The following is a 19,644-nucleotide window of genomic DNA, read 5'->3' as shown; positions in this document are numbered from 1 at the left end:
TCCGCGCTTGCGACGCGGAACACCTACTGCTACCCGCCTTCTCAGGCGGGCTGGCCGAGCGCCCGGTACCACTGCAGCACCTGGTCGACCGCTTCATCGACCGAAAGCGCCGACGTATCGAGCAGCTTGGCATCTGCCGCAGGCTTCAGCGGCGCGGCCGCGCGATTGCTGTCGCGCGCATCACGTTCACGAAGATCCCGGAGCAAGTCATCTATATTAGCAGAAAAACCTTTTTGCATCAATTGCTTATGCCGTCTGGTCGCGCGCGCCTCGGCGCTGGCCGTCAGGAACACCTTCAACACGGCGTCCGGGAAGATCACGGTGCCCATGTCGCGCCCGTCTGCAACGAGGCCCGGCGTCTTGCGGAACGCGCGCTGACGCGCGACGAGCGCGGTGCGCACCGGCCCATGCACGGCAATCGCCGATGCGCGGTTGCCGACCGCTTCGGCACGGATGTCGTTCGACACATCGACGCCGTCGAGCTGCGCGCAGCCCTCCCGGAACGTGATGTGGAGATCGTCGATCAGCTTCACCAGCGCGTCGATGTCCTCTGCCGCGATGCCGTAGCGCACGCTCGCGAGCGCGGCGAGGCGGTACAGCGCGCCGCTGTCGAGCAGGTGGAAGCCAAGATGCGCGGCGACGAGCGCGGCGACGGTGCCCTTGCCGGATGCAGTGGGACCGTCGATCGTGATGACGGGAGTCGGGTGAAAGGGTCGGGTCGATTTCATCGGAAACAGTCGGGTCAGGCTTTGGCGAGCGCGGCGAAGCGGTCGAAATAGTCGGGGAACGTCTTGCCGACGCACTTCGGATCGTTGATCCGCACGGGCACACCGCCTAGGCTGACGAGCGAGAAACACATCGCCATCCGGTGATCGTCGTACGTATCGATCGCCGCGTTCGGCGTGAGCTTTTCCGGCGGCGTGACGACGAGATAGTCAGGACCTTCCTCGACGATCGCGCCGACCTTGCGCAGTTCGGTCGCCATCGCCGCGATGCGGTCGGTTTCCTTCACGCGCCAGCTTGCGATGTTGCGCAACGTGCTCGGGCCGTCGGCGAACAGCGCCGCGACCGCGATCGTCATCGCCGCATCGGGAATCAGGTTGAAGTCCATGTCGATCGGCTCGAGCTTGCCGTGGTCGTGGCCGATGCCGCGCACTTCGATCCAGTCGTCGCCCATCGTCACGTTCGCGCCCATCTGCATCAGCGCGTTCGCGAAACCGACGTCGCCCTGGATGCTCGCGCGCCCCACGCCCTCGACACGCAGCGGCCCGCCGCCGAGCGCGCCGGCCGCGAGGAAATACGACGCCGACGATGCGTCGCCCTCGACCATGATCTGCCCCGGCGATTTGTAGCGAACCCCGGCCGGCACGACGAAGCGCTGCCAGCCGTCGCGTTCGACGGTCACGCCGAAGCGCTCCATCAGCCGGATCGTGATGTCGATGTACGGCTTCGAGATCAGCTCGCCGTCGATCTCGACGACGATCCGGCCGTCCTTCGCCTTCACGAGCGGCAGCGTCATCAGGAGCGCCGTGAGGAACTGGCTCGACACGTCGCCGCGCACGCGGATCGGCGCATCGACCGAGATCGTCGCAGGCTTGATCCGCAGCGGCGGGAAACCTTCGTTCAGCTCGTAGTCGATCTGCGCGCCGATCTGGCGCAGGCCGTCGACGAGATCGCCGATCGGTCGCTCGTGCATGCGCGGCACGCCGTGCACGCGATAGTCGCCGCCGTTCACCGCGAGCGCGGCGGTCAGCGGCCGCACGGCCGTGCCCGCGTTGCCGAGGAACAGGTCGGCCGTCTTCGCGGTGAATGCGCCGCGCGTGCCCGTGACGACACAGGTGTCGCCGTCGCGCGCGAGCTTCACGCCGAGCTTGCCGAGTGCGTCGAGCATCACGCGCGTGTCGTCGGAATCGAGCAGGTTGGTGATCGTCGTTTCGCCTTCGGCCAGCGCCGCGAGCAGCAGCACGCGGTTCGAAATGCTCTTCGAGCCGGGCAGGCGCACGGTGCCCGATGCGCTGGAGTACGGGCCGAGATCGAGATAGTCCATGGGAATCGTCCTGTTATTTCTTGACCGGTTCGGCAGCGGGCGCGCCGCCGCGCTCCTGCCATGCCTTGCGCGCGGCGCGCGAACGCGTGAACACGGCTTCGAGCGCCGCGCCGTCGCCGGCGTCGATCGCCGCGCGCAGCCGCGTGAGCACGCGCGTATAGCCGTCGAGCTCGTCGAGCAGCGCCGCGCGATTCGCGACGCACACGTCGCGCCACATCTCCGGACTCGACGCCGCGATGCGCGTGAAATCGCGGAAACCGCCCGCCGCGTACGAGAATTTGAGTTCCGCGTCGGCCTCGCCGAGGATCTGCTCGACGAGCGCGAACGACAGCACGTGCGGCAAATGGCTGATCGACGCAAACACGCGATCGTGCTGCTCCGTGCTCATCGTGCGCACGTCGGCGCCGGTCGCGCGCCACATCGCGTCGATCCGCGCGACGGATTTGGGCGCATTCTCCGGCAGCGGGCACAGCACCACGTTGCGGCCGACGTACAGATCCGGCAACGCGGCCTCGACGCCGCTCGACTCGCGACCGGCAATCGGATGCCCGGGCACGAACTGCGCGATGCGTGCGCCGAGCGCGTCGCGCGCGGCTGCGACGACATCGGACTTGGTGCTGCCGGCATCGGTGACGATCGTCGCCTCTTCAAGCCACGGCGCGATGCGCTTGAGCAACGGGCCCGTTTGCGCAACGGGTGCCGCCAGCAGCACGAGATCGGCGCCGGCCAGCGCGTCGCGCAATTGCGCGTCATCGTCGAGCGCCGCCGCGCGATCGATCACGCCGAGCGCGAGCGCGCGCTCGACCGACGCACGCGAACGGCCCACGCCGACGACCTCGCCCGCACCGCCCGGCGCGCGTTCGCGCAGCGCGCGGGCCAGCGATCCGCCGATCAGGCCGACGCCGAAAATGACCAGTTTGTTGAATGCAAAGCCTGACACGACAAGAGCCAAGTTACGCGCGCGGAACGACGCCCCGCATGCGGAATTCCAGATTCCGGGCAACGGGCCCGCACCCGGCGCAACCTGCGCCGGACGCGGGCCGAACCCGCCTTCGGCAGCGCCGACCGGCCTGCCCTGCCCGCCTCGCCGCAACGCCTGCCCGGGCAGGCGACGGGCCGCCGCGTTTCAGCGTGCGCGCGGATACGAACCGAGTATCTTCAGGAACGCGGCCTTCTGGCCGAGTTCCGCGAGCGCGGCCGCTACCGCCGCATCGTCCCGGTGCCCTTCGATATCGATGTAGAAGTAGTACTCCCACGTGCCGACGCGCGCCGGGCGCGACTCGAAGCGCGTCATCGACACGCCGTGCCGCGCGAGCGGCTCGAGCAGCTTGAACACGGCGCCCGGTTCGTTCTTCACCGACACGATCAGCGACGTCTGGTCGTGACCGCTTTGCCCGGCCGGCTGCTTGCCGACGATGACGAAGCGCGTGCGGTTGTGCGGATCGTCCTGGATCAGCGAGAACGCGATCTGCAATCCGTAGTGCGCGGCCGCACGGTCGCCCGCGATCGCCGCGACGGTCGGATCGGCCGCCGCGAGACGCGCGGCCTCCGCATTGCTCGCCACGGCCTGCCGCTCGAGCTGCGGCGCATTCGCCGCGAGCCACTGCTGGCATTGCGCAAGCGCCTGCGCATGCGCGCAGACGCGCTTCACGCCGTCCAGCGTGCCGCCCTGCGTCAGCAGGTTGTGATGGATCGGCAGCGCGAGCTCACCGCTGATCAGCAGTTGCGTCTGCAGCAGCAGGTCGAGCGTGCGCGACACGGCGCCTTCGGTCGAATTCTCGACCGGCGCGATGCCGTATGCGGCAGCCCCGGCCTCGACCGAGCGGAATACTTCGTCGATCGACGGGCACGGCAGCCCTTCGATCGACTGGCCGAAATACTCGAGCATCGCCTGCTCGCTGTACGTGCCGACCGGCCCGAGGAACGCGACGTGGATCGTCTGCTCGAGCGCACGGCTCGCGGCCATGATCTCGCGCCAGATGGCGCTGATGTGCTCGCTCGCGAGCGGCCCCGCGCTCATGTCCTGCAGCCGCGCGATCACCTGCAGTTCGCGCTCCGGCCGGAACACCGGCGCGTTGAAATGCTTCTTGACCTCGCCCACCTCCAGCGCCACCGCGGCGCGCTGGTTCAGGAGCGCGATCAGCTGCGCATCGATCGCGTCGATGCGATCGCGCAGCGGTTTCAGGCGGGAATTCAGTTCGTCGTCCATGCGTTTTGCCGTGCTGTTTGAACAGCGCCGCCGTCAGGCGCCGCGCTGCTCGAAGTCCTTCATGTACTCGACGAGCGCTTTCACGCCCTCGAGCGGCACCGCGTTGTAGATCGACGCCCGCATGCCACCGACGGACTTGTGGCCCTTCAGCTGCAGCAGCCCGCGCGCCTTTGCGCCGGCAAGGAAGTCTTCGTTGCGCGTTTCGTCGGCCAGGAAAAACGGCACGTTCATTCGCGAACGTGCTGCCGGCTCGACCTTGTTCAGATAGAAACTGCTCGCATCGATCGTGTCGTAGAGCAGCTTCGCCTTTTCGATATTGCGGGCCTCGATCGCTTCGAGACCGCCCTGCCGCTTCAGCCACTGGAATACCAGACCCGCGACGTAGATCGCGTAGGTGGGCGGCGTGTTGTACAGCGAGTTGTTCGCGGCAATGGTCTTCCATTCGAACGCGGACGGGCAGATCGACAGCGAGCGGTCGAGCAGGTCCTCGCGCACGATCACGAGCGTCACACCGGCCATCCCGATGTTCTTCTGCGCACCGCCGAACAGTACACCGTACTTCGCGACGTCCATCGGACGCGACAGGATGTGCGACGAGACATCCGCGACCAGCGGCACGTCGCCGAGATCGGGAATCTCGAACGTCTCGACGCCGTCGATCGTTTCGTTGGTGCACAGATGCACGTAGGCCGGATCGTCCGACAGCTGCCATTCGGCGCGCGCGGGCGCACGCGTGAAGCCGTCTTCCGTCTTGCCGGTTGCGGCGAGATGCGGCGTGCCGTATTTCTTCGCTTCGCTGAACGATTTCTGCGACCACGAGCCCGTCACGACGAAGTCGGCCGTCTTGCGCGAGCCGAGCAGGTTCATCGGCACGATCGCGTTTTCGGCGATACCGCCGCCCTGCAGGAACAGGATCCGGTGGCTTGCCGGCACGCCGAGCAGGTCGCGCAGGTCGGTCAGCGCGGCCTCGTGGATCGACATGAACTCCTTGCCGCGATGGCTCATCTCCATCACGCTCATACCGCTGCCGTGCCAGTCGAGCATTTCGTCGGCGGCTTGCCGCAGCACTTCCTCGGGCATCGCCGCAGGGCCGGCGGAGAAATTAAAGACGCGCATCGTGAAAACCTCGGAGGGACGCGACCGGCTCGCCGCCGGCAGAACGCGCCAGAAAAGAAATGGCCGCTTGCGCTCGCGCGCAAACGGCCATTATCGCACTGTCGTCAGGCTCCCGCCAAACCCGGCCGAACGGCCGGTAGCGTGCCCGGACGGCTTTACTTGCCCGGCTTGACTGCTGCGACTTCCTTGTCAGCCTGCGTACGCGTTGCCTGGATCGCTTGCGGCATGTACTTCTGCATCAGGCCGTTGACCACGTCGCGACCGACCTGATCCTGAACCTGGATGAACTTGCGGCCCGTCGGGCTCTTGTAGAACGTCGTCAGATCCTTGATCTCCGACGTGCTGTAGTACTTCGCGTAGGCGTCGTACTGAGCCGACATCGCGTCGTTCTGGAACTGTTGCGTACCGAACACCTTGCCTGCGCCGTCGACCAGCTTCGGCACCGCGTTCTTTTGCAGCGTCGGAACGGCAGCCTGCTTCTGCTTGTCGTTCAGCGTCTTGTTTTCCGACAGCGCGTCCGACAGGATTGCCGGCACGAGTTGCTTGGCCTGCATTTCGGCGCTGTTGCCGATTGCCGACACGAGCTTCGGCGCGTCGATCGCGTCGAGCAGATCCTTGATCGCAGCCTTCTTGTCGGCGTCGATCGGCGCAGCTGCCGCGGCAGGCGCCGGTGCGGAATTCGACAGCGCTTGCGCCATCGCGAACGTCGGCACCAGTGCAGCCAGCAGGACCAGTTGCTTGAATTGCTTTTGCATCATCACTCCCTTTTGGAAATATGAATGGTTGCTCGCCAGCCGCGGCGCTTCACGCCCGCGGCGGCCAGAGTCTCATCCGTTCTTCAGGCTTCGCCGTCCGACGCCTCGTCGGCCTCGCCATCGCCCTCCTCGGCCTCCGCGATCTGCTGCAGGCCGGAGAGCTTGGTACCCTCATCGAGACTGATGAGTGTAACACCTTGCGTGGCACGCCCCATCTCGCGAATCTCCGAGACACGGGTGCGAATCAACACGCCGGCCGTCGTGATCAGCATGATCTGATCCTCGGCGTCGACGAGCGTCGCGGCCACGACCTTGCCGTTACGCTCCGACGTCTGGATCGCGATCATACCCTTCGTGCCGCGGCCGTGACGCGTGTACTCGGTGATCGGCGTGCGCTTGCCGTAGCCGTTCTCGGTCGCGGTGAGCACGGTCTGCTCCTCGCTGCCCGCGACCAGCATCGCGATGACCTGCTGCCCGTCCTCGAGCTGCATGCCGCGCACACCCCGCGCCTCGCGCCCCATCGGACGCACGTCGTTCTCGTCGAAGCGCACGGCCTTGCCGGAATCGGAGAACAGCATCACGTCGTGCGCACCGTCGGTGATCGACGCGCCGATCAGGAAGTCGCCCTCGTCGAGGCCGACCGCGATGATGCCCTTCTTCATCGGACGGCTGAATGCCTCGAGCGGCGTCTTCTTCACGGTGCCGAGCGACGTCGCCATGAAGATGAACTTGTCGGCCGAGAACTCCTTGACCGGCAGCACGACGTTGATCTTCTCGCCTTCCTGCAGCGGGAACATGTTGACGATCGGGCGGCCACGCGAGTTGCGCGAGCCCTGCGGCACTTCGTAGACCTTGACCCAGTACACGCGGCCGCGGTTCGAGAAGCACAGGATGTAGTCGTGCGTGTTCGCGATGAACAGCGTCTCGATCCAGTCGTCTTCCTTCATCTGCGTCGCCTGCTTGCCGCGGCCGCCGCGCTTCTGCGCGCGGTACTCGGACAGCGGCTGCGACTTCACGTAACCCGCGTGCGACATCGTGACGACCATGTCCTGCGGCGTGATCAGATCCTCGGTGTTCAGCTCGGTCGCGTTCAGCTCGATCTTCGAGCGGCGCGCATCGCCGAATTCGGCCTTCACCGAGGTCAGCTCCTCGCCGATCATCGTCGTGATCCGCTCGGGGCGTGCGAGGATGTCCAGCAGGTCGGCGATCTGCGCCATCACTTCGCGGTACTCGCCGATGATCTTGTCCTGCTCGAGGCCGGTCAGGCGCTGCAGGCGCATCTGCAGGATTTCCTGGGCCTGCGTGTCGGACAGGCGGTACAGCCCGTCGCTCTGCATGCCGAACGCCGGGTTCAGGCCTTCCGGGCGGTACGCGGAACGGCCGCCGGCCGCCGCGTTCTCGCTCTCGGCGCGCGTGAGCATCTCGCGCACGAGCGACGAATCCCACGGCTTCGCCATCAACTCCGCTTTCGCGATCGGCGGCGTCGGCGCTGCCTTGATGATCGCGATGAATTCGTCGATGTTGGCGAGCGCGACCGCGAGACCTTCGAGCACATGGCCACGTTCACGGGCCTTGCGCAGTTCGTAGATCGTGCGGCGCGTCAGCACTTCGCGTCGGTGCGACAGGAAGCACTGCAGGATTTCCTTCAGGTTCAGCAGCTTCGGCTGGCCGTCGACCAGCGCGACCATGTTCATGCCGAACGTATCCTGGAGCTGCGTCGCCTTGTACAGGTTGTTCAGCACCACTTCCGGCACTTCACCGCGCTTGAGCTCGATCACGACGCGCATGCCGCTCTTGTCGGACTCGTCGCGGATGTCGGAGATGCCTTCGAGCTTCTTCTCGTTGACGAGCTCGGCGATCCGCTCGAGCAGCGAGCGCTTGTTCACCTGGTACGGCAGCTCGTCGACGATGATCGCCATCCGCTGGCCGCGGTCGATCTCCTCGAAGTGCGTGGCCGCGCGCATCACGACGCGGCCGCGCCCGGTGCGGTAGCCGTCGCGCACGCCGGCGACGCCGTAGATGATGCCGGCCGTCGGGAAGTCCGGCGCCGGGATGATCTCGATCAGCTCGTCGATCGTCGCTTCCGGGTTGCCGAGCAGGTGCTGGCACGCGTCGACGACTTCGTTCAGGTTGTGCGGCGGGATGTTGGTCGCCATGCCGACCGCGATGCCCGACGAGCCGTTGATCAGCAGGTTCGGAATGCGCGACGGCAGGACCGACGGCTGCATTTCGTTGCCGTCGTAGTTCGGCTCGAAATCGACCGTTTCCTTGTCGATGTCGGCGAGCAGCTCGTGACCGATCTTCGCCATGCGAATTTCGGTGTAACGCATCGCCGCGGCATTGTCGCCGTCGATCGAGCCGAAGTTGCCCTGCCCGTCGATCAGCATGTAGCGCAGCGAGAAATCCTGCGCCATCCGCACGATCGTGTCGTACACCGCGGTATCGCCGTGAGGGTGGTATTTACCGATCACGTCACCGACGATACGCGCCGATTTCTTGTACGCGCGGTTCCAGTCGTTGTTCAGTTCGTGCATCGCGAACAACACGCGCCGGTGCACGGGCTTGAGGCCATCGCGGACATCCGGGAGGGCACGTCCGACGATCACGCTCATCGCGTAATCGAGATACGAACGGCGCATTTCCTCCTCTAGGGAGGTGGGCAGGGTCTCTTTGGCGAATTGATCCATGTATCCGTATCGTTTCGGAGCGAAGACGGCGAACGCCTTTCGCGTGGGCGCTGCATGCGCAACGCAACGCGAGATTCTAACATGCGCCCATCAGCCGCCAATTCGCCGCCCCCTCTATATATAAATAGCGAAAATCGCGGCCACGTCGATTCGACCGAAATCGCGCGCGACTCGACGCCGCAGGCGATCCCTTCACACTTGTTTCACGCGCACGAGTAAACAACCACGCACATTCGCGCAATTTCGCCGACACACTCTTGACAATCTCTGAAAGTTGCGGCAGGCCGGTGTTGCGCATGCACCACAAAGTTGAAGCGATCTTAGGGTGGGGAGGATTTTTTTTCGTAGGAAGGGAACGATATGGCAAAATGCCAACGCACTGAAAGTTAGACGCTGCTCGAAGTCTACACAGAGCGGTGCCGCGTTTTTTGTGCCGCACCAATGTTATACTTCGAGCAATGTATGACTTGTCACCGTCAACAGGCTCGCAGTAAACCTGCGGTAATCTCAATTTCGAGAGGAGAAATATGAATAAACTTTCAAAGCTCGCGTTCATTGCAGCTACCGCAGTTATGGCTGCATCCGCTTCGGCACAGTCGGTGCCGGCGTCGCGTCAAGCCGTCAATGACAACTGGGTGAACGGCACGGGCGAATGGGTGTGGATGAACGGCACGAACGAGCTCTGCTGGCGCGATGCGTTCTGGACGCCGGCCACCGCCAACGCGAAGTGCGATGGCGCACTGGTCGCCCAGGCACCGCAGCCGCCGGTCGCTCCGGTCGCTCCGGCTATCTCGAGCCAGAAGATCACGTATCAAGCTGACGCACTGTTCGACTTCGACAAGGCAACGCTCAAGCCGCTGGGCAAGCAAAAGCTGGACGAACTGGCTTCGAAGATCGAAGGCATGAACACGGAAGTGGTCGTCGCAACGGGCTACACGGACCGCATCGGTTCGGACAAGTACAACGACCGTCTGTCGCTGCGCCGTGCGCAAGCCGTGAAGTCGTACCTGGTCAGCAAGGGTGTGCCGGCCAACAAGATCTACACGGAAGGCAAGGGCAAGCGCAACCCGGTCACGACGGGCTGCAACCAGAAGAACCGCAAGCAACTCATCGCCTGCCTCGCACCGGATCGCCGCGTGGAAGTCGAAGTGGTTGGTACGCAAGAAGTCCAGAAGACGACCGTTCCGGCAAACTAAGCCGCGGTTTTCGACTGCTTCAAAGCCCCGCCCCGGCGGGGCTTTTTCTTTGACGCCCGTCCAGGCGCCTGCCGCTTCGCCGCTCGTCCGCTTCTTATATACTCGGGGCTGACGAATCGCAGTACCGCCCTCCTCTCGTAGCCCGTTTGCCGACATGACCAACGCCGATCCACACGAACTCCAGAAATTCAGCGACCTCGCCCATCGGTGGTGGGATCCGAACGCCGAATTCAAGCCGCTGCACGACCTGAACCCGGTCCGCCTCGGCTGGATCGATGCGCATGCGCACCTCGCCGGCAAGCGTGCACTCGACGTCGGCTGCGGCGGCGGCATCCTGTCCGAGTCGATGGCCGGACTCGGCGCACAGGTGAAAGGTATCGACCTGTCGACCGAAGCGCTCGGCGTCGCCGACCTGCACAGCCTCGAAAGCGGCATCTCGGTCGACTACGAAGCCATCGCCGCGGAAGCGATCGCCGCGCGTGAACCGGGCACCTACGATGTCGTCACGTGCATGGAGATGCTCGAGCACGTGCCGTCTCCCGGCGATGTCGTCGCCGCGTGCGCGACGCTCGTGAAGCCGGGTGGCTGGGTGTTCTTCTCGACGCTGAACCGCAACCTGAAGGCCTACCTGTTCGCCGTGATCGGCGCGGAGTACATCGCGCAAATGCTGCCGAAGGGCACGCACGACTACGCGCGCTTCATCCGCCCGTCGGAACTGGCCGGCTTCGTGCGTGCGACGGATCTGCACATCGTGGAGATCAAGGGCATCACGTATCACCCGATCGGCAAGCGCTTCGCGCTGTCGAACGACACCGACATCAACTACCTCGTCGCGTGCCGCCGCGGCGCATGACCCTCCACCCTGCATGACGACTCCCCTCTCGACCGCGCGGGCTGCACTCGACGAACCGCGCCTGCTGCACTGCGATGCCGTGCTGTTCGACCTGGACGGCACGCTCGCCGACACGGCCCCCGATCTCGCGGCGGCCGTCAACAAGATGCAACGCGTGCGCGACCTGCCCGAAACACCGCTCGACGTGCTGCGTCCGCTGGCCTCGGCTGGCGCGCGAGGCCTGCTCGGCGGCGCGTTCGGCATCGATCCGCACACACCCGGATACGAAGCGATGCGCGACGAGTTCCTGGCCAACTACGCGACGGATCTGTGTGTGCATACGACGCTGTTCCCCGGCATCGGCGACGTGCTCGACGAACTCGATGCGCGCGGCGTGCGCTGGGGGATCGTCACGAACAAGGCGATGCGGCTCACGGCGCCGCTCGTCGAGTTGCTCGGTCTCGCGCCACGCGCGGCCTGCGTCGTCGGGGGCGACACAACGCCGCACCCGAAGCCGCATCCGGCCCCGCTGCTGCATGCGGCCGACCAGTTGACGCTCGCGCCCGCACGCATCGTCTACGTCGGCGACGATCTGCGCGACATTCAGGCCGGCAGCGCCGCCGGCATGGCGACGATCGCGGCCGCGTACGGCTACTGCGGCGACGGCGCCGCACCGGCCGACTGGCAAGCGCAGCATCTCGTCGACACGACACAGCAACTGCGCGAACTGCTGCGCGATGTTGGGCTATAATGGTCGATCTTATCCGCGGGGGCGACCTGGTTTCGACAGGGGTTGTGAAGCGGCTAGGGCATGTCGAGGACCCGTCACCTCGTTAATCAATGGGAAAATCGTAACTGCAAACGACGATACGTTCGCACTGGCAGCCTAACGGCCGCCGTCCTCTGCCTAGTTCACTGACGGGCTAGTGTCGCAAGACCGGTAGCAATACCGCCAGAGGTCATTTACGTCAGTTAAGCCCTGTCGGCGTCGCGACGCCAGGGTCGAAAACCTAGCGAATCGCCGTAGTGCAGCGTGTTCGTCCGCGTCGCTGCGGTTAAATCAAATGACTGAACTAAACATGTAGAACTAGTCGTGGAGCGCTTCTGGACGCGGGTTCGATTCCCGCCGCCTCCACCAAATTCCGCGCTCGTCGCACGAACCCCGCATGACGCAAGTCTGCGGGGTTTTTTGTTGCCGGCGAAACGCATGCACCCTTCCCCTTCCGAAAAAGCGCCCAGCCACGGGCGGGCCGGGCGGAATGCCACCGGTATTCCGGCGACAGGAGGTGACGGATGTCCTGCCGCGCCCGCACGATCATCGATCGCGCCAGGCGGCGGCCGACCCGGGTGCCGCAGTGCCGGACGCGTCGTCGCACCAGCACTCACGCACACCGGGCGATGTGCGGCTTAGCTGCCGCGATACAGCGACTTCATTTCTTCAGCGGTGGCCGGGCGCACGCCCATTGCACGCGAACCCGATGCCGACGCACCTTGCGCCTGTGCACCGTAACCGCTGGCGTCGGCGCCTTGCGCTTGCGCTTGCGCCAGCGCGCTGCGCTGTTGCTCTGCAACACGCGCCGTTGCGGCCTGGATCGCTTCCGGATAATGCGGATCTTCGCCGCGAGCCGAGTTGTAACCTGCCTGCTGCAGCTGGACCAGTTCGGCGCGAACCTGCGCGCGGGTGATCGTCGAACCCGACTGGGCAAACGACACGACCGGGGCAACGAGAGCAGCGGCGACGACAACAGCTTGAACGAGCGACTTCATGATGACCTACCTCCAGATTTGTCTGTGTTCGCGGTGAACACCTTGTTCATCGCTGACAACCCGAAGTTTATGTAGGCGGATGCTTAAGAATAAGGCAGCTTTCTGGAAGACATCCTTCCTGATTTACGGGTTAACCCTAGATCACCTGCCAGGCCGACGATGCGCACATGCAGGCATCGCCCGACATCGAATCGCATGAAGATTCGCCGGAAAGCAAAAGCCCCGCGAAGCGGCAACGCTTCGCGGGGCTCGGACAGAACCGGAATCGCACGAGATTCAGGCAGTCGCCGGTCAACCGGCCAGGCCAGTACGCGGACGAAACGCCCGTCAAGCGAACCGGCGCCGCATGACCCTTGCGGACGCGCCCGTCCGCCCGGTTACTGGCTATCCATCGGACACTTCAGGTTGCAGCCGTTCGGATCGCCCAGGTCGCCCTTGCGGCGCAAGGCCGACTTCTTGCCGCTCTGGTATTTCTGCGACGGCGTCGACGCTGCGAACGGCATCTGCGGGTGCTCGTTCAGGCGAAACTGTTCGCTCAGGATACCGCCAGGCACACCAGGGGAATTCTGCGCGAGCGCAAACGGCGAAACAGCGACCAGCAGCCCCGCGGTCAACGCTGCCGCGGCGAGGGGAACGGAAAATTTCATGGCGGGATGACGCTTGAACGGCGTGCTTGTTGGAACGTTGGTCAAGCGGCAAGCGTAGCGCAAATCCCCCGCTGCTGCAGCGCGGTTCGATCGCGCGCGCGTTACCGCGAATTGCCGCCCGGCACACTCGCGCCGTCGCCGCCGGCCAGCCCCGTCGCGATGCTCGTCAACGTTCCGCACGCAGCCGGGTCGTAGCCGTCGAGATGCGCGACGCGCTCGACGAAGCGCGCGTCGCGCAGCAGCGCCAGTACGCCGGCAAGCGGCCGCGCGTCGAGCCGCGCGCGTTCGCACGCGAAATAATAGTCTTCGTCGACGACCGGGATGAAATCGAGCCCGAAATGATGGGCCGCAGGCTCGACGCCGAAGCCGAGATCAGCCATCCCGCTCGCGACGAACGCCGCGATCGCCGAATGTGTGAGCTCGGCCGATGCGTAGCCGTCGATGCGCTCGGGATCAATGCCGATCGCGCGCAGCGCGAGGTCCAGCAGCATGCGCGTGCCCGACCCCGGCTGGCGGTTGACGAAGCGGATGTCATTGCGCGCGAGATCCGCGAGACCGCGAACCTGCTTCGGGTTGCCGCGCGGGACGAACAGCCCCTGCTGGCGCCGAGTCAGGTGGATCAGCACATGACGCGTATCGTCGAGCCACGGTCGGTAGATTTGCGCGCACTGCGCACGAAACGCACCGCGCGGCAGATGGAAGCCCGCCAGGTCGCACTCGCCGCGGGCAAGCGCCTGCACGGCCTCGACGCTCTCGCGATACTTGATGTCGACAGCCGCCTGCGCGTCGACGAGCGCGGATACGAGCGTCGCGACCGCGTAGCCATGCGACGCGTGAATGCGCACGGCACCGTCGCGCTGCGCGAGCCGCCGGTTCAGGTCGCTCGCCACTTCGGCCGCCAGCGTCCGCAGGTTACCGTCGAGCCGGCTACGCGCGAGGCGCTGCGCATCGACGACTGCCTGCCCGAGCGCCGACAGCGTCGAGCCCTTGCCGCGCGCGGTTTCGATCAGTTCCCCGCCGATGCACGCCTCCAGCGCGCGCAGCATGCCCCACGCGTGCCGGTAGGACAGCCCTTTCGCGTGCGCGGCCTGCGCGATGCTGCCCGTGTCGGCCACGAGTTCCAGCAACGGCGCGACATCCGACAGGCTGGCCGCACGGCCTTCCGTGTCGCGTACGGTCAGATACGCGTCGCATTCGATCCGAATCAATTATGCACTCCGATTTCCTATTGCGACCGCCAAATCTTCCGCTTATCGTTGGTTAAAATCAATCAGAACGAAGTCGCAGTGCGCACTATATGAATCCCGAGCGCATATGAGACTTTGGAGGAGCACAACCGATGTCCCCGAATTCCCAAGCGCCCGACGCGCTCGTCGAGCGTCATGCGCGCGCCGGCCGGTCGCTCGTTGCGATCCTGCACGCGATCCAGGACGACGCAGGCTACGTGCCGCCGGGCTGCGTCGCACCGCTCGCCAGGGCGCTCAATCTGTCGCGCGCGGAAGTGCACGGCGTACTGACTTACTACCACCACTTCCGCACCGCACCGCCCGCCCGCGTGACGATCCAGATGTGCCGTGCCGAAGCGTGCCGCAGCATGGGCTGCGAAGCGCTGGCCGCGCATGCGGAAGCCCGCACGGGTTGCCGGTTCGACAAGGCGCACGGCGATGTCGCGAACGCGCATGCGACCGGTGACGTCGCGCTCGAATCGGTGTACTGCCTCGGACTGTGTGCGCAATCGCCGTCGCTGACGGTCAACGGCGTGCTGCACGCAAAGGTCACGCCGGAGAAATTCGACGCGCTGCTTGCCGAGGCGGTCGCCCATACCCCGGAGGCCGCATGACGACCCGCATCTACGTTCCGCGCGACTCGTCCGCACTGGCACTCGGCGCCGACGCGCTCGCTGCCGCCATCACGGCGGAAGCACAACGGCGCGGCGTCGCCGTCGAGCTGGTCCGCAACGGTTCGCGCGGGCTGCTGTGGCTCGAGCCGCTCGTCGAGGTCGGCACGGCCGCCGGCCGCGTCGGGTATGCAAACCTGTCGGCCGCCGACGTGCCGGCCCTGTTCGACGCAAACTGGCTCGACGGCGGCACGCATCCGAGCGGTGTCGGCCTCGTCGACGCATTGCCCTATCTCGCGCGCCAGCAACGCCTCACGTTCGCACGCATCGGCCTGACCGATCCGCTGTCGATCGACGACTACCTGCAATACGAGGGCCTCGCCGGCCTGAAGAACGCGCTCGCGCTCGATGGCGACGCCGCGTGCGAAACGCTGATCGAATCGGGGCTGCGCGGCCGCGGCGGTGCCGCGTTCCCGGCCGGCATCAAATGGCGCACGGTCCGGCAAGCCAGCGCCACGCAGAAATACATCGTCTGCAATGCAGACGAAGGGGATTCGGGCACCTTCTCCGACCGCCTGATCATGGAGTGCGACCCGTATTGCCTGATCGAGGGGATGATCATCGCGGGCGTCGCGACCGGCGCGACGGTCGGTTACATCTACGTGCGCAGCGAATACCCGCATGCAATCGCCACGCTCGAAGCCGCGATCGTCCGTGCACGCGAAGCCGGCTGGCTCGGCGAGCACGTGCTCGGCTCCGCGCATGCGTTCGAGCTGCACGTCGCGAAAGGCGCGGGCTCGTACGTGTGCGGCGAGGAAACGGCGCTGCTCGAATCGCTCGAAGGCAAGCGCGGCGTCGTGCGGGCGAAACCGCCGCTGCCCGCGCTCGCGGGCCTGTACGGCCAGCCGACCGTCATCAACAACGTGATCACGCTCGCGACGGCGCCCGTGATCTTCGCGCGCGGCGCCGCGTTCTACCGCGACTACGGGATGGGCCGCTCACGCGGCACGCTGCCGTTCCAGCTCGCGGGCAACATCCGCCACGGCGGCCTCGTCGAGCTCGCGTTCGGCGTCACGCTGCGCGAGCTGCTGTTCGACTTCGGCGGCGGCACGGCAAGCGGCCGGCCCGCGCGCGCCGCCCAGGTCGGCGGCCCGCTCGGCACCTACCTGCCCGACCATCAGTGGGACGTGCCGCTCGACTACGAAGCGTACACGGCGATCGGCGCGGTCGTCGGGCACGGCGGCATCGTGCTCCACGACGATACGTCGAACCTCGCCGAGCTGGCCGAATACGCGATGAAGTTCTGCGCGATCGAGTCGTGCGGCAAGTGCACGCCGTGCCGGATCGGTTCGACACGTGGCGTCGAGACGATCGCGCGCATCCGCCACGGCGACACGTCGGAGCGGCAGGTCACGCTGCTGCGCGACCTGTGCGACACGATGCTGGCCGGTTCGCTGTGCGCAATGGGCGGCATGACACCCTATCCGGTGCTGTCCGCGCTCGACCATTTCCCCGAAGATTTCGGGCTCGCCGCCGGCAAGGATGCCGCGTCGGGTCCGGTCAAGGCTGCGGCCTGACCCAGAAGGAGCCCTGCATGTCCCTCGACACGAACAACGTCCGCCAAGGCGGCTGCGGCTCGGGCCAATGCGCGTGCAAGAGCGCCGCGCAAGCGCGTGCCCGCGACCCGTTCGACGATACCGACTACGGCACGCCGCAACGGCATGCCGATACCGACGTCACGCTCGAAATCGACGGCCAGCCGGTCACCGTGCCGGCCGGCACGTCGGTGATGCGCGCGGCGATCGAAGCCGGCGTCAACGTCCCGAAGCTCTGCGCGACCGATTCGCTCGAACCGTTCGGCTCGTGCCGGCTGTGCCTCGTCGAGATCGAAGGCCGGCGCGGTTATCCCGCCTCGTGCACGACGCCTGCCGAAGCGGGCATGAAGGTGCGCACGCAGTCGGACCGGCTGCAGTCGCTGCGTCGCAACGTGATGGAGCTGTACATCTCCGACCATCCGCTCGACTGCCTCACCTGCCCCGCCAACGGCGACTGCGAGTTGCAGGACATGGCGGGCGTCGTCGGGCTGCGCGAGGTGCGCTACGGCTTCGACGGCGCGAATCACCTGAAAGACCGCAAGGACGAGTCGAACCCGTACTTCACGTACGACCCGTCGAAGTGCATCGTCTGCAACCGCTGCGTGCGCGCCTGCGAGGAAACGCAAGGCACGTTCGCGCTGACGATCGCCGCACGCGGCTTCGAATCGCGCGTCGCCGCGGGCGAAAGCGAATCGTTCATGGCGTCGGAATGCGTATCGTGCGGCGCATGCGTCGCCGCCTGCCCGACCGCCACGCTGCAGGAAAAATCGGTCGTGCAACTCGGGCAGGCGGAACACTCCGTCGTCACGACCTGCGCGTACTGCGGCGTCGGCTGCTCGTTCAAGGCCGAGATGAAGGGCACGCAGGTCGTGCGCATGACGCCGCACAAGAACGGCCTCGCGAACGAAGGCCATGCGTGCGTGAAGGGACGCTTCGCGTGGGGCTACGCGACGCACAAGGACCGCATCACGAAGCCGATGATCCGCGAGAAGATCACCGACCCGTGGCGCGAAGTCAGCTGGGACGAAGCGCTCACCTACGCGGCAACGCAATTCCGCAAGCTGCAGCAGAAGTACGGCCGCGACTCGATCGGCGGCATCACGTCGTCGCGCTGCACGAACGAGGAAACCTACCTCGTGCAGAAACTGGTGCGCGCCGCATTCGGCAACAATAACGTCGACACCTGCGCACGCGTGTGCCACTCGCCGACGGGCTACGGCCTCAAGACGACGCTCGGCGAATCGGCCGGCACGCAGACGTTCGCGTCGGTCGGCCAGGCCGACGTGATCGTCGTGATGGGCGCGAACCCGACCGACGGGCACCCGGTGTTCGGCTCGCGGCTGAAGCGGCGCGTACGCGAGGGTGCGAAGCTGATCGTGATCGACCCGCGCCGCATCGACGTCGTCGACGGCCCGCACGTGAAGGCCACCCACCATCTGCAGCTGCGCCCCGGCACCAACGTCGCGATCGTCAACGCACTCGCGCACGTGATCGTCACCGAGGGGCTCGTCGCCGACGCGTTCGTCGCCGAGCGCTGCGAGACACGCGCATTCGAGCAGTGGCGCGAATTCGTATCGCGTGCCGACAATTCGCCCGAGGCGACCGCCGACGTGACGGGCGTGCCGGCGGAACAGGTCCGTGAAGCCGCGCGCCTCTATGCGACGGGCGGCAATGCCGCGATCTACTACGGGCTGGGCGTGACCGAGCACGCGCAGGGCTCGACGACGGTGATGGGCATCGCGAACCTCGCGATGGCGACCGGCAACGTCGGCCGCGAAGGCGTCGGCGTCAATCCGCTGCGCGGCCAGAACAACGTGCAGGGCTCGTGCGACATGGGCTCGTTCCCGCACGAGCTGCCCGGCTACCGGCACATCAGCGACACGATCGTGCGCACGCAGTTCGAACAGGCGTGGTCGGCCACGCTGCAACCCGAACCGGGGCTGCGCATCCCGAACATGTTCGACGCGGCGCTCGACGGCAGCTTCAAGGGGCTCTACTGCCAGGGCGAGGACATCGTCCAGTCGGACCCGAATACGCAGCACGTCGCGGCCGCACTGTCGGCCATGGAATGCATCGTCGTGCAGGACATCTTCCTGAACGAGACCGCGAAGTACGCACACGTGCTGCTGCCCGGCTCGTCGTTCCTCGAGAAGGACGGCACGTTCACGAACGCGGAACGCCGCATCTCGCGCGTGCGCAAGGTGATGCCGCCGCTCGCAGGCTACGCGGACTGGGAAGTCACGCTGATGCTGTCGCGCTCGCTCGGCTACGAGATGGACTATGCGCATCCGTCGGAAATCATGGACGAGATCGCGCGACTCACGCCGACGTTCTCGGGCGTGTCGTACGCGAAGCTCGACGCGCTCGGCAGCATCCAGTGGCCGTGCAACGAGCACGCACCGGAAGGCACGCCGACGATGCACATCGACGCATTCGTGCGCGGCAAGGGCAAGTTCGTGATCACGCAGTTCATCGCGTCGCCGGAGAAGGTCACGCAGCGTTATCCGCTGATCCTGACGACAGGTCGCATCCTGTCGCAATACAACGTCGGCGCGCAGACGCGCCGCACCGAGAACGTCCGCTGGCACGAGGAGGACCGCCTCGAGATCCATCCGCACGACGCGCAGGATCGCGGAATCCGCAGCGGCGACTGGGTCGGCATCGAGTCGCGTGCGGGGCAGACGGTGCTGCGCGCGCTCGTGACCGAACGCATGCAGCCGGGTGTCGTCTATACGACGTTCCACTTCCCCGAATCGGGTGCGAACGTGATCACGACGGACAGCTCGGACTGGGCGACGAACTGCCCCGAGTACAAGGTGACGGCCGTCCAGGTCTTGCCCGTCGCGCAGCCGTCCGACTGGCAGCAGGCCTACGCGCGCTTCAACGCGGAGCAGCTCGATCTGCTCGAGCGCCGTGCGGCCGCGACCGCCGGCGTGACCACGGGCAAGTGAGGAAG

Annotated in this window: 16 protein-coding genes and 1 other RNA gene; 7 read left to right on the top strand and 10 right to left on the bottom strand. The window is 66.0% G+C overall.

The features are described from left to right. Positions 1-41: 41 nt before the first annotated feature. The 7 genes from cmk to gyrA all read right to left on the bottom strand — a co-directional run bounded on the left by cmk (position 42) and on the right by gyrA (position 8,814). The gene (gene cmk, locus AB3K92_RS27440; RefSeq protein ID WP_006476573.1) at positions 42-728 is read right to left on the bottom strand and encodes a (d)CMP kinase; all 687 of its coding nucleotides are present in this window, start codon (positions 726-728) and stop codon (positions 42-44) included. A 14-nt stretch (positions 729-742) separates the two neighbouring features. After that, the gene (gene aroA, locus AB3K92_RS27435; RefSeq protein ID WP_048024362.1) at positions 743-2,047 is read right to left on the bottom strand and encodes a 3-phosphoshikimate 1-carboxyvinyltransferase; all 1,305 of its coding nucleotides are present in this window, start codon (positions 2,045-2,047) and stop codon (positions 743-745) included. Between the two features lie 13 nt (positions 2,048-2,060). Further along, the gene (locus AB3K92_RS27430) at positions 2,061-2,987 is read right to left on the bottom strand and encodes a prephenate dehydrogenase/arogenate dehydrogenase family protein (RefSeq protein WP_059678012.1); all 927 of its coding nucleotides are present in this window, start codon (positions 2,985-2,987) and stop codon (positions 2,061-2,063) included. A 186-nt stretch (positions 2,988-3,173) separates the two neighbouring features. After that, on the bottom strand, positions 3,174-4,256 hold the full coding sequence (gene pheA, locus AB3K92_RS27425; protein WP_048024358.1) for a prephenate dehydratase: 1,083 nt from the start codon (positions 4,254-4,256) through the stop codon (positions 3,174-3,176). Positions 4,257-4,289: 33 nt separating this feature from the next. Continuing rightward, the gene (gene serC, locus AB3K92_RS27420) at positions 4,290-5,372 is read right to left on the bottom strand and encodes a 3-phosphoserine/phosphohydroxythreonine transaminase (RefSeq protein ID WP_059856563.1); all 1,083 of its coding nucleotides are present in this window, start codon (positions 5,370-5,372) and stop codon (positions 4,290-4,292) included. Positions 5,373-5,527: 155 nt separating this feature from the next. Next, positions 5,528-6,127: a DUF2059 domain-containing protein gene (locus tag AB3K92_RS27415; protein ID WP_021157463.1), complete on the bottom strand. Its 600-nt coding sequence runs from the start codon at positions 6,125-6,127 to the stop codon at positions 5,528-5,530. A gap of 83 nt (positions 6,128-6,210) precedes the next feature. Further along, positions 6,211-8,814 (bottom strand): DNA gyrase subunit A, encoded by a 2,604-nt coding sequence (gene gyrA / locus AB3K92_RS27410; RefSeq protein ID WP_042973437.1) that lies wholly within the window; start codon positions 8,812-8,814, stop codon positions 6,211-6,213. 527 nt (positions 8,815-9,341) lie between these two features. On the opposite strand from gyrA, the gene ompA reads away from it, so the two are divergent. From ompA to ssrA, 4 genes are all read left to right on the top strand, one after another. Continuing rightward, positions 9,342-10,010, top strand: coding sequence for an outer membrane protein OmpA (gene ompA, locus AB3K92_RS27405; protein ID WP_021157465.1), 669 nt, complete (start codon positions 9,342-9,344; stop codon positions 10,008-10,010). 154 nt (positions 10,011-10,164) lie between these two features. Then, positions 10,165-10,863 carry a bifunctional 2-polyprenyl-6-hydroxyphenol methylase/3-demethylubiquinol 3-O-methyltransferase UbiG gene (gene ubiG, locus AB3K92_RS27400; RefSeq protein WP_021157466.1) on the top strand — a complete coding sequence of 233 codons (699 nt, stop codon included), beginning with the start codon at positions 10,165-10,167 and terminating at the stop codon, positions 10,861-10,863. A gap of 13 nt (positions 10,864-10,876) precedes the next feature. After that, positions 10,877-11,593 (top strand): phosphoglycolate phosphatase, encoded by a 717-nt coding sequence (gene gph, locus AB3K92_RS27395; RefSeq protein ID WP_048024353.1) that lies wholly within the window; start codon positions 10,877-10,879, stop codon positions 11,591-11,593. A gap of 17 nt (positions 11,594-11,610) precedes the next feature. Continuing rightward, positions 11,611-11,980, top strand: a transfer-messenger RNA (tmRNA) gene (ssrA, locus tag AB3K92_RS27390). A 269-nt stretch (positions 11,981-12,249) separates the two neighbouring features. On the opposite strand, the gene AB3K92_RS27385 is transcribed toward ssrA, so the two are convergent. The 3 genes from AB3K92_RS27385 to AB3K92_RS27375 all read right to left on the bottom strand — a co-directional run bounded on the left by AB3K92_RS27385 (position 12,250) and on the right by AB3K92_RS27375 (position 14,464). Next, positions 12,250-12,609 (bottom strand): DUF4148 domain-containing protein, encoded by a 360-nt coding sequence (locus tag AB3K92_RS27385; protein ID WP_369466203.1) that lies wholly within the window; start codon positions 12,607-12,609, stop codon positions 12,250-12,252. A 377-nt stretch (positions 12,610-12,986) separates the two neighbouring features. After that, on the bottom strand, positions 12,987-13,256 hold the full coding sequence (locus tag AB3K92_RS27380; RefSeq protein ID WP_042973441.1) for a hypothetical protein: 270 nt from the start codon (positions 13,254-13,256) through the stop codon (positions 12,987-12,989). Between the two features lie 101 nt (positions 13,257-13,357). After that, complete coding sequence (locus AB3K92_RS27375; RefSeq protein WP_021157471.1) at positions 13,358-14,464, bottom strand: substrate-binding domain-containing protein; 1,107 nt, start codon at positions 14,462-14,464, stop codon at positions 13,358-13,360. 131 nt (positions 14,465-14,595) lie between these two features. On the opposite strand from AB3K92_RS27375, the gene AB3K92_RS27370 reads away from it, so the two are divergent. Genes AB3K92_RS27370 through fdhF form a run of 3 tightly spaced genes read left to right on the top strand, consistent with a single transcriptional unit; the run spans position 14,596 to position 19,639 of the window. After that, the gene (locus AB3K92_RS27370) at positions 14,596-15,096 is read left to right on the top strand and encodes an NAD(P)H-dependent oxidoreductase subunit E (RefSeq protein ID WP_369466201.1); all 501 of its coding nucleotides are present in this window, start codon (positions 14,596-14,598) and stop codon (positions 15,094-15,096) included. Further along, the gene (locus AB3K92_RS27365; protein WP_059590198.1) at positions 15,093-16,670 is read left to right on the top strand and encodes an NADH-quinone oxidoreductase subunit NuoF; all 1,578 of its coding nucleotides are present in this window, start codon (positions 15,093-15,095) and stop codon (positions 16,668-16,670) included. Before AB3K92_RS27370 ends, AB3K92_RS27365 begins: the two co-directional genes overlap by 4 nt. Positions 16,671-16,687: 17 nt before the next feature. Further along, entirely contained in the window at positions 16,688-19,639 is a 2,952-nt protein-coding gene (gene fdhF, locus AB3K92_RS27360) for a formate dehydrogenase subunit alpha (protein WP_369466200.1), read from the top strand. The last annotated feature ends 5 nt before the right edge of the window (positions 19,640-19,644 follow it).

Source organism: Burkholderia sp. Bmkn7, from assembly GCF_041103175.1.
Classification (GTDB): domain Bacteria; phylum Pseudomonadota; class Gammaproteobacteria; order Burkholderiales; family Burkholderiaceae; genus Burkholderia; species Burkholderia cepacia.
The sequence above is the reverse complement of the archived record's forward strand: the minus strand, read 5'-3'. Positions and strand labels throughout refer to the sequence as shown.

Excerpts from the sequence above, each read along its gene's own strand:
- cmk (WP_006476573.1), bottom strand. The coding sequence starts at position 728 with ATGAAATCGACCCGACCCTTTCACCCGACTCCCGTCATCACGATCGAC.
- gph (WP_048024353.1), top strand. The coding sequence starts at position 10,877 with ATGACGACTCCCCTCTCGACCGCGCGGGCTGCACTCGACGAACCGCGC.
- AB3K92_RS27365 (WP_059590198.1), top strand. The coding sequence starts at position 15,093 with ATGACGACCCGCATCTACGTTCCGCGCGACTCGTCCGCACTGGCACTC.
- AB3K92_RS27380 (WP_042973441.1), bottom strand. The coding sequence starts at position 13,256 with ATGAAATTTTCCGTTCCCCTCGCCGCGGCAGCGTTGACCGCGGGGCTG.
- aroA (WP_048024362.1), bottom strand. The coding sequence starts at position 2,047 with ATGGACTATCTCGATCTCGGCCCGTACTCCAGCGCATCGGGCACCGTG.
- AB3K92_RS27415 (WP_021157463.1), bottom strand. The coding sequence starts at position 6,127 with ATGCAAAAGCAATTCAAGCAACTGGTCCTGCTGGCTGCACTGGTGCCG.
- fdhF (WP_369466200.1), top strand. The coding sequence starts at position 16,688 with ATGTCCCTCGACACGAACAACGTCCGCCAAGGCGGCTGCGGCTCGGGC.
- gyrA (WP_042973437.1), bottom strand. The coding sequence starts at position 8,814 with ATGGATCAATTCGCCAAAGAGACCCTGCCCACCTCCCTAGAGGAGGAA.
- ubiG (WP_021157466.1), top strand. The coding sequence starts at position 10,165 with ATGACCAACGCCGATCCACACGAACTCCAGAAATTCAGCGACCTCGCC.
- AB3K92_RS27385 (WP_369466203.1), bottom strand. The coding sequence starts at position 12,609 with ATGAAGTCGCTCGTTCAAGCTGTTGTCGTCGCCGCTGCTCTCGTTGCC.
- ompA (WP_021157465.1), top strand. The coding sequence starts at position 9,342 with ATGAATAAACTTTCAAAGCTCGCGTTCATTGCAGCTACCGCAGTTATG.
- AB3K92_RS27370 (WP_369466201.1), top strand. The coding sequence starts at position 14,596 with ATGTCCCCGAATTCCCAAGCGCCCGACGCGCTCGTCGAGCGTCATGCG.
- serC (WP_059856563.1), bottom strand. The coding sequence starts at position 5,372 with ATGCGCGTCTTTAATTTCTCCGCCGGCCCTGCGGCGATGCCCGAGGAA.
- pheA (WP_048024358.1), bottom strand. The coding sequence starts at position 4,256 with ATGGACGACGAACTGAATTCCCGCCTGAAACCGCTGCGCGATCGCATC.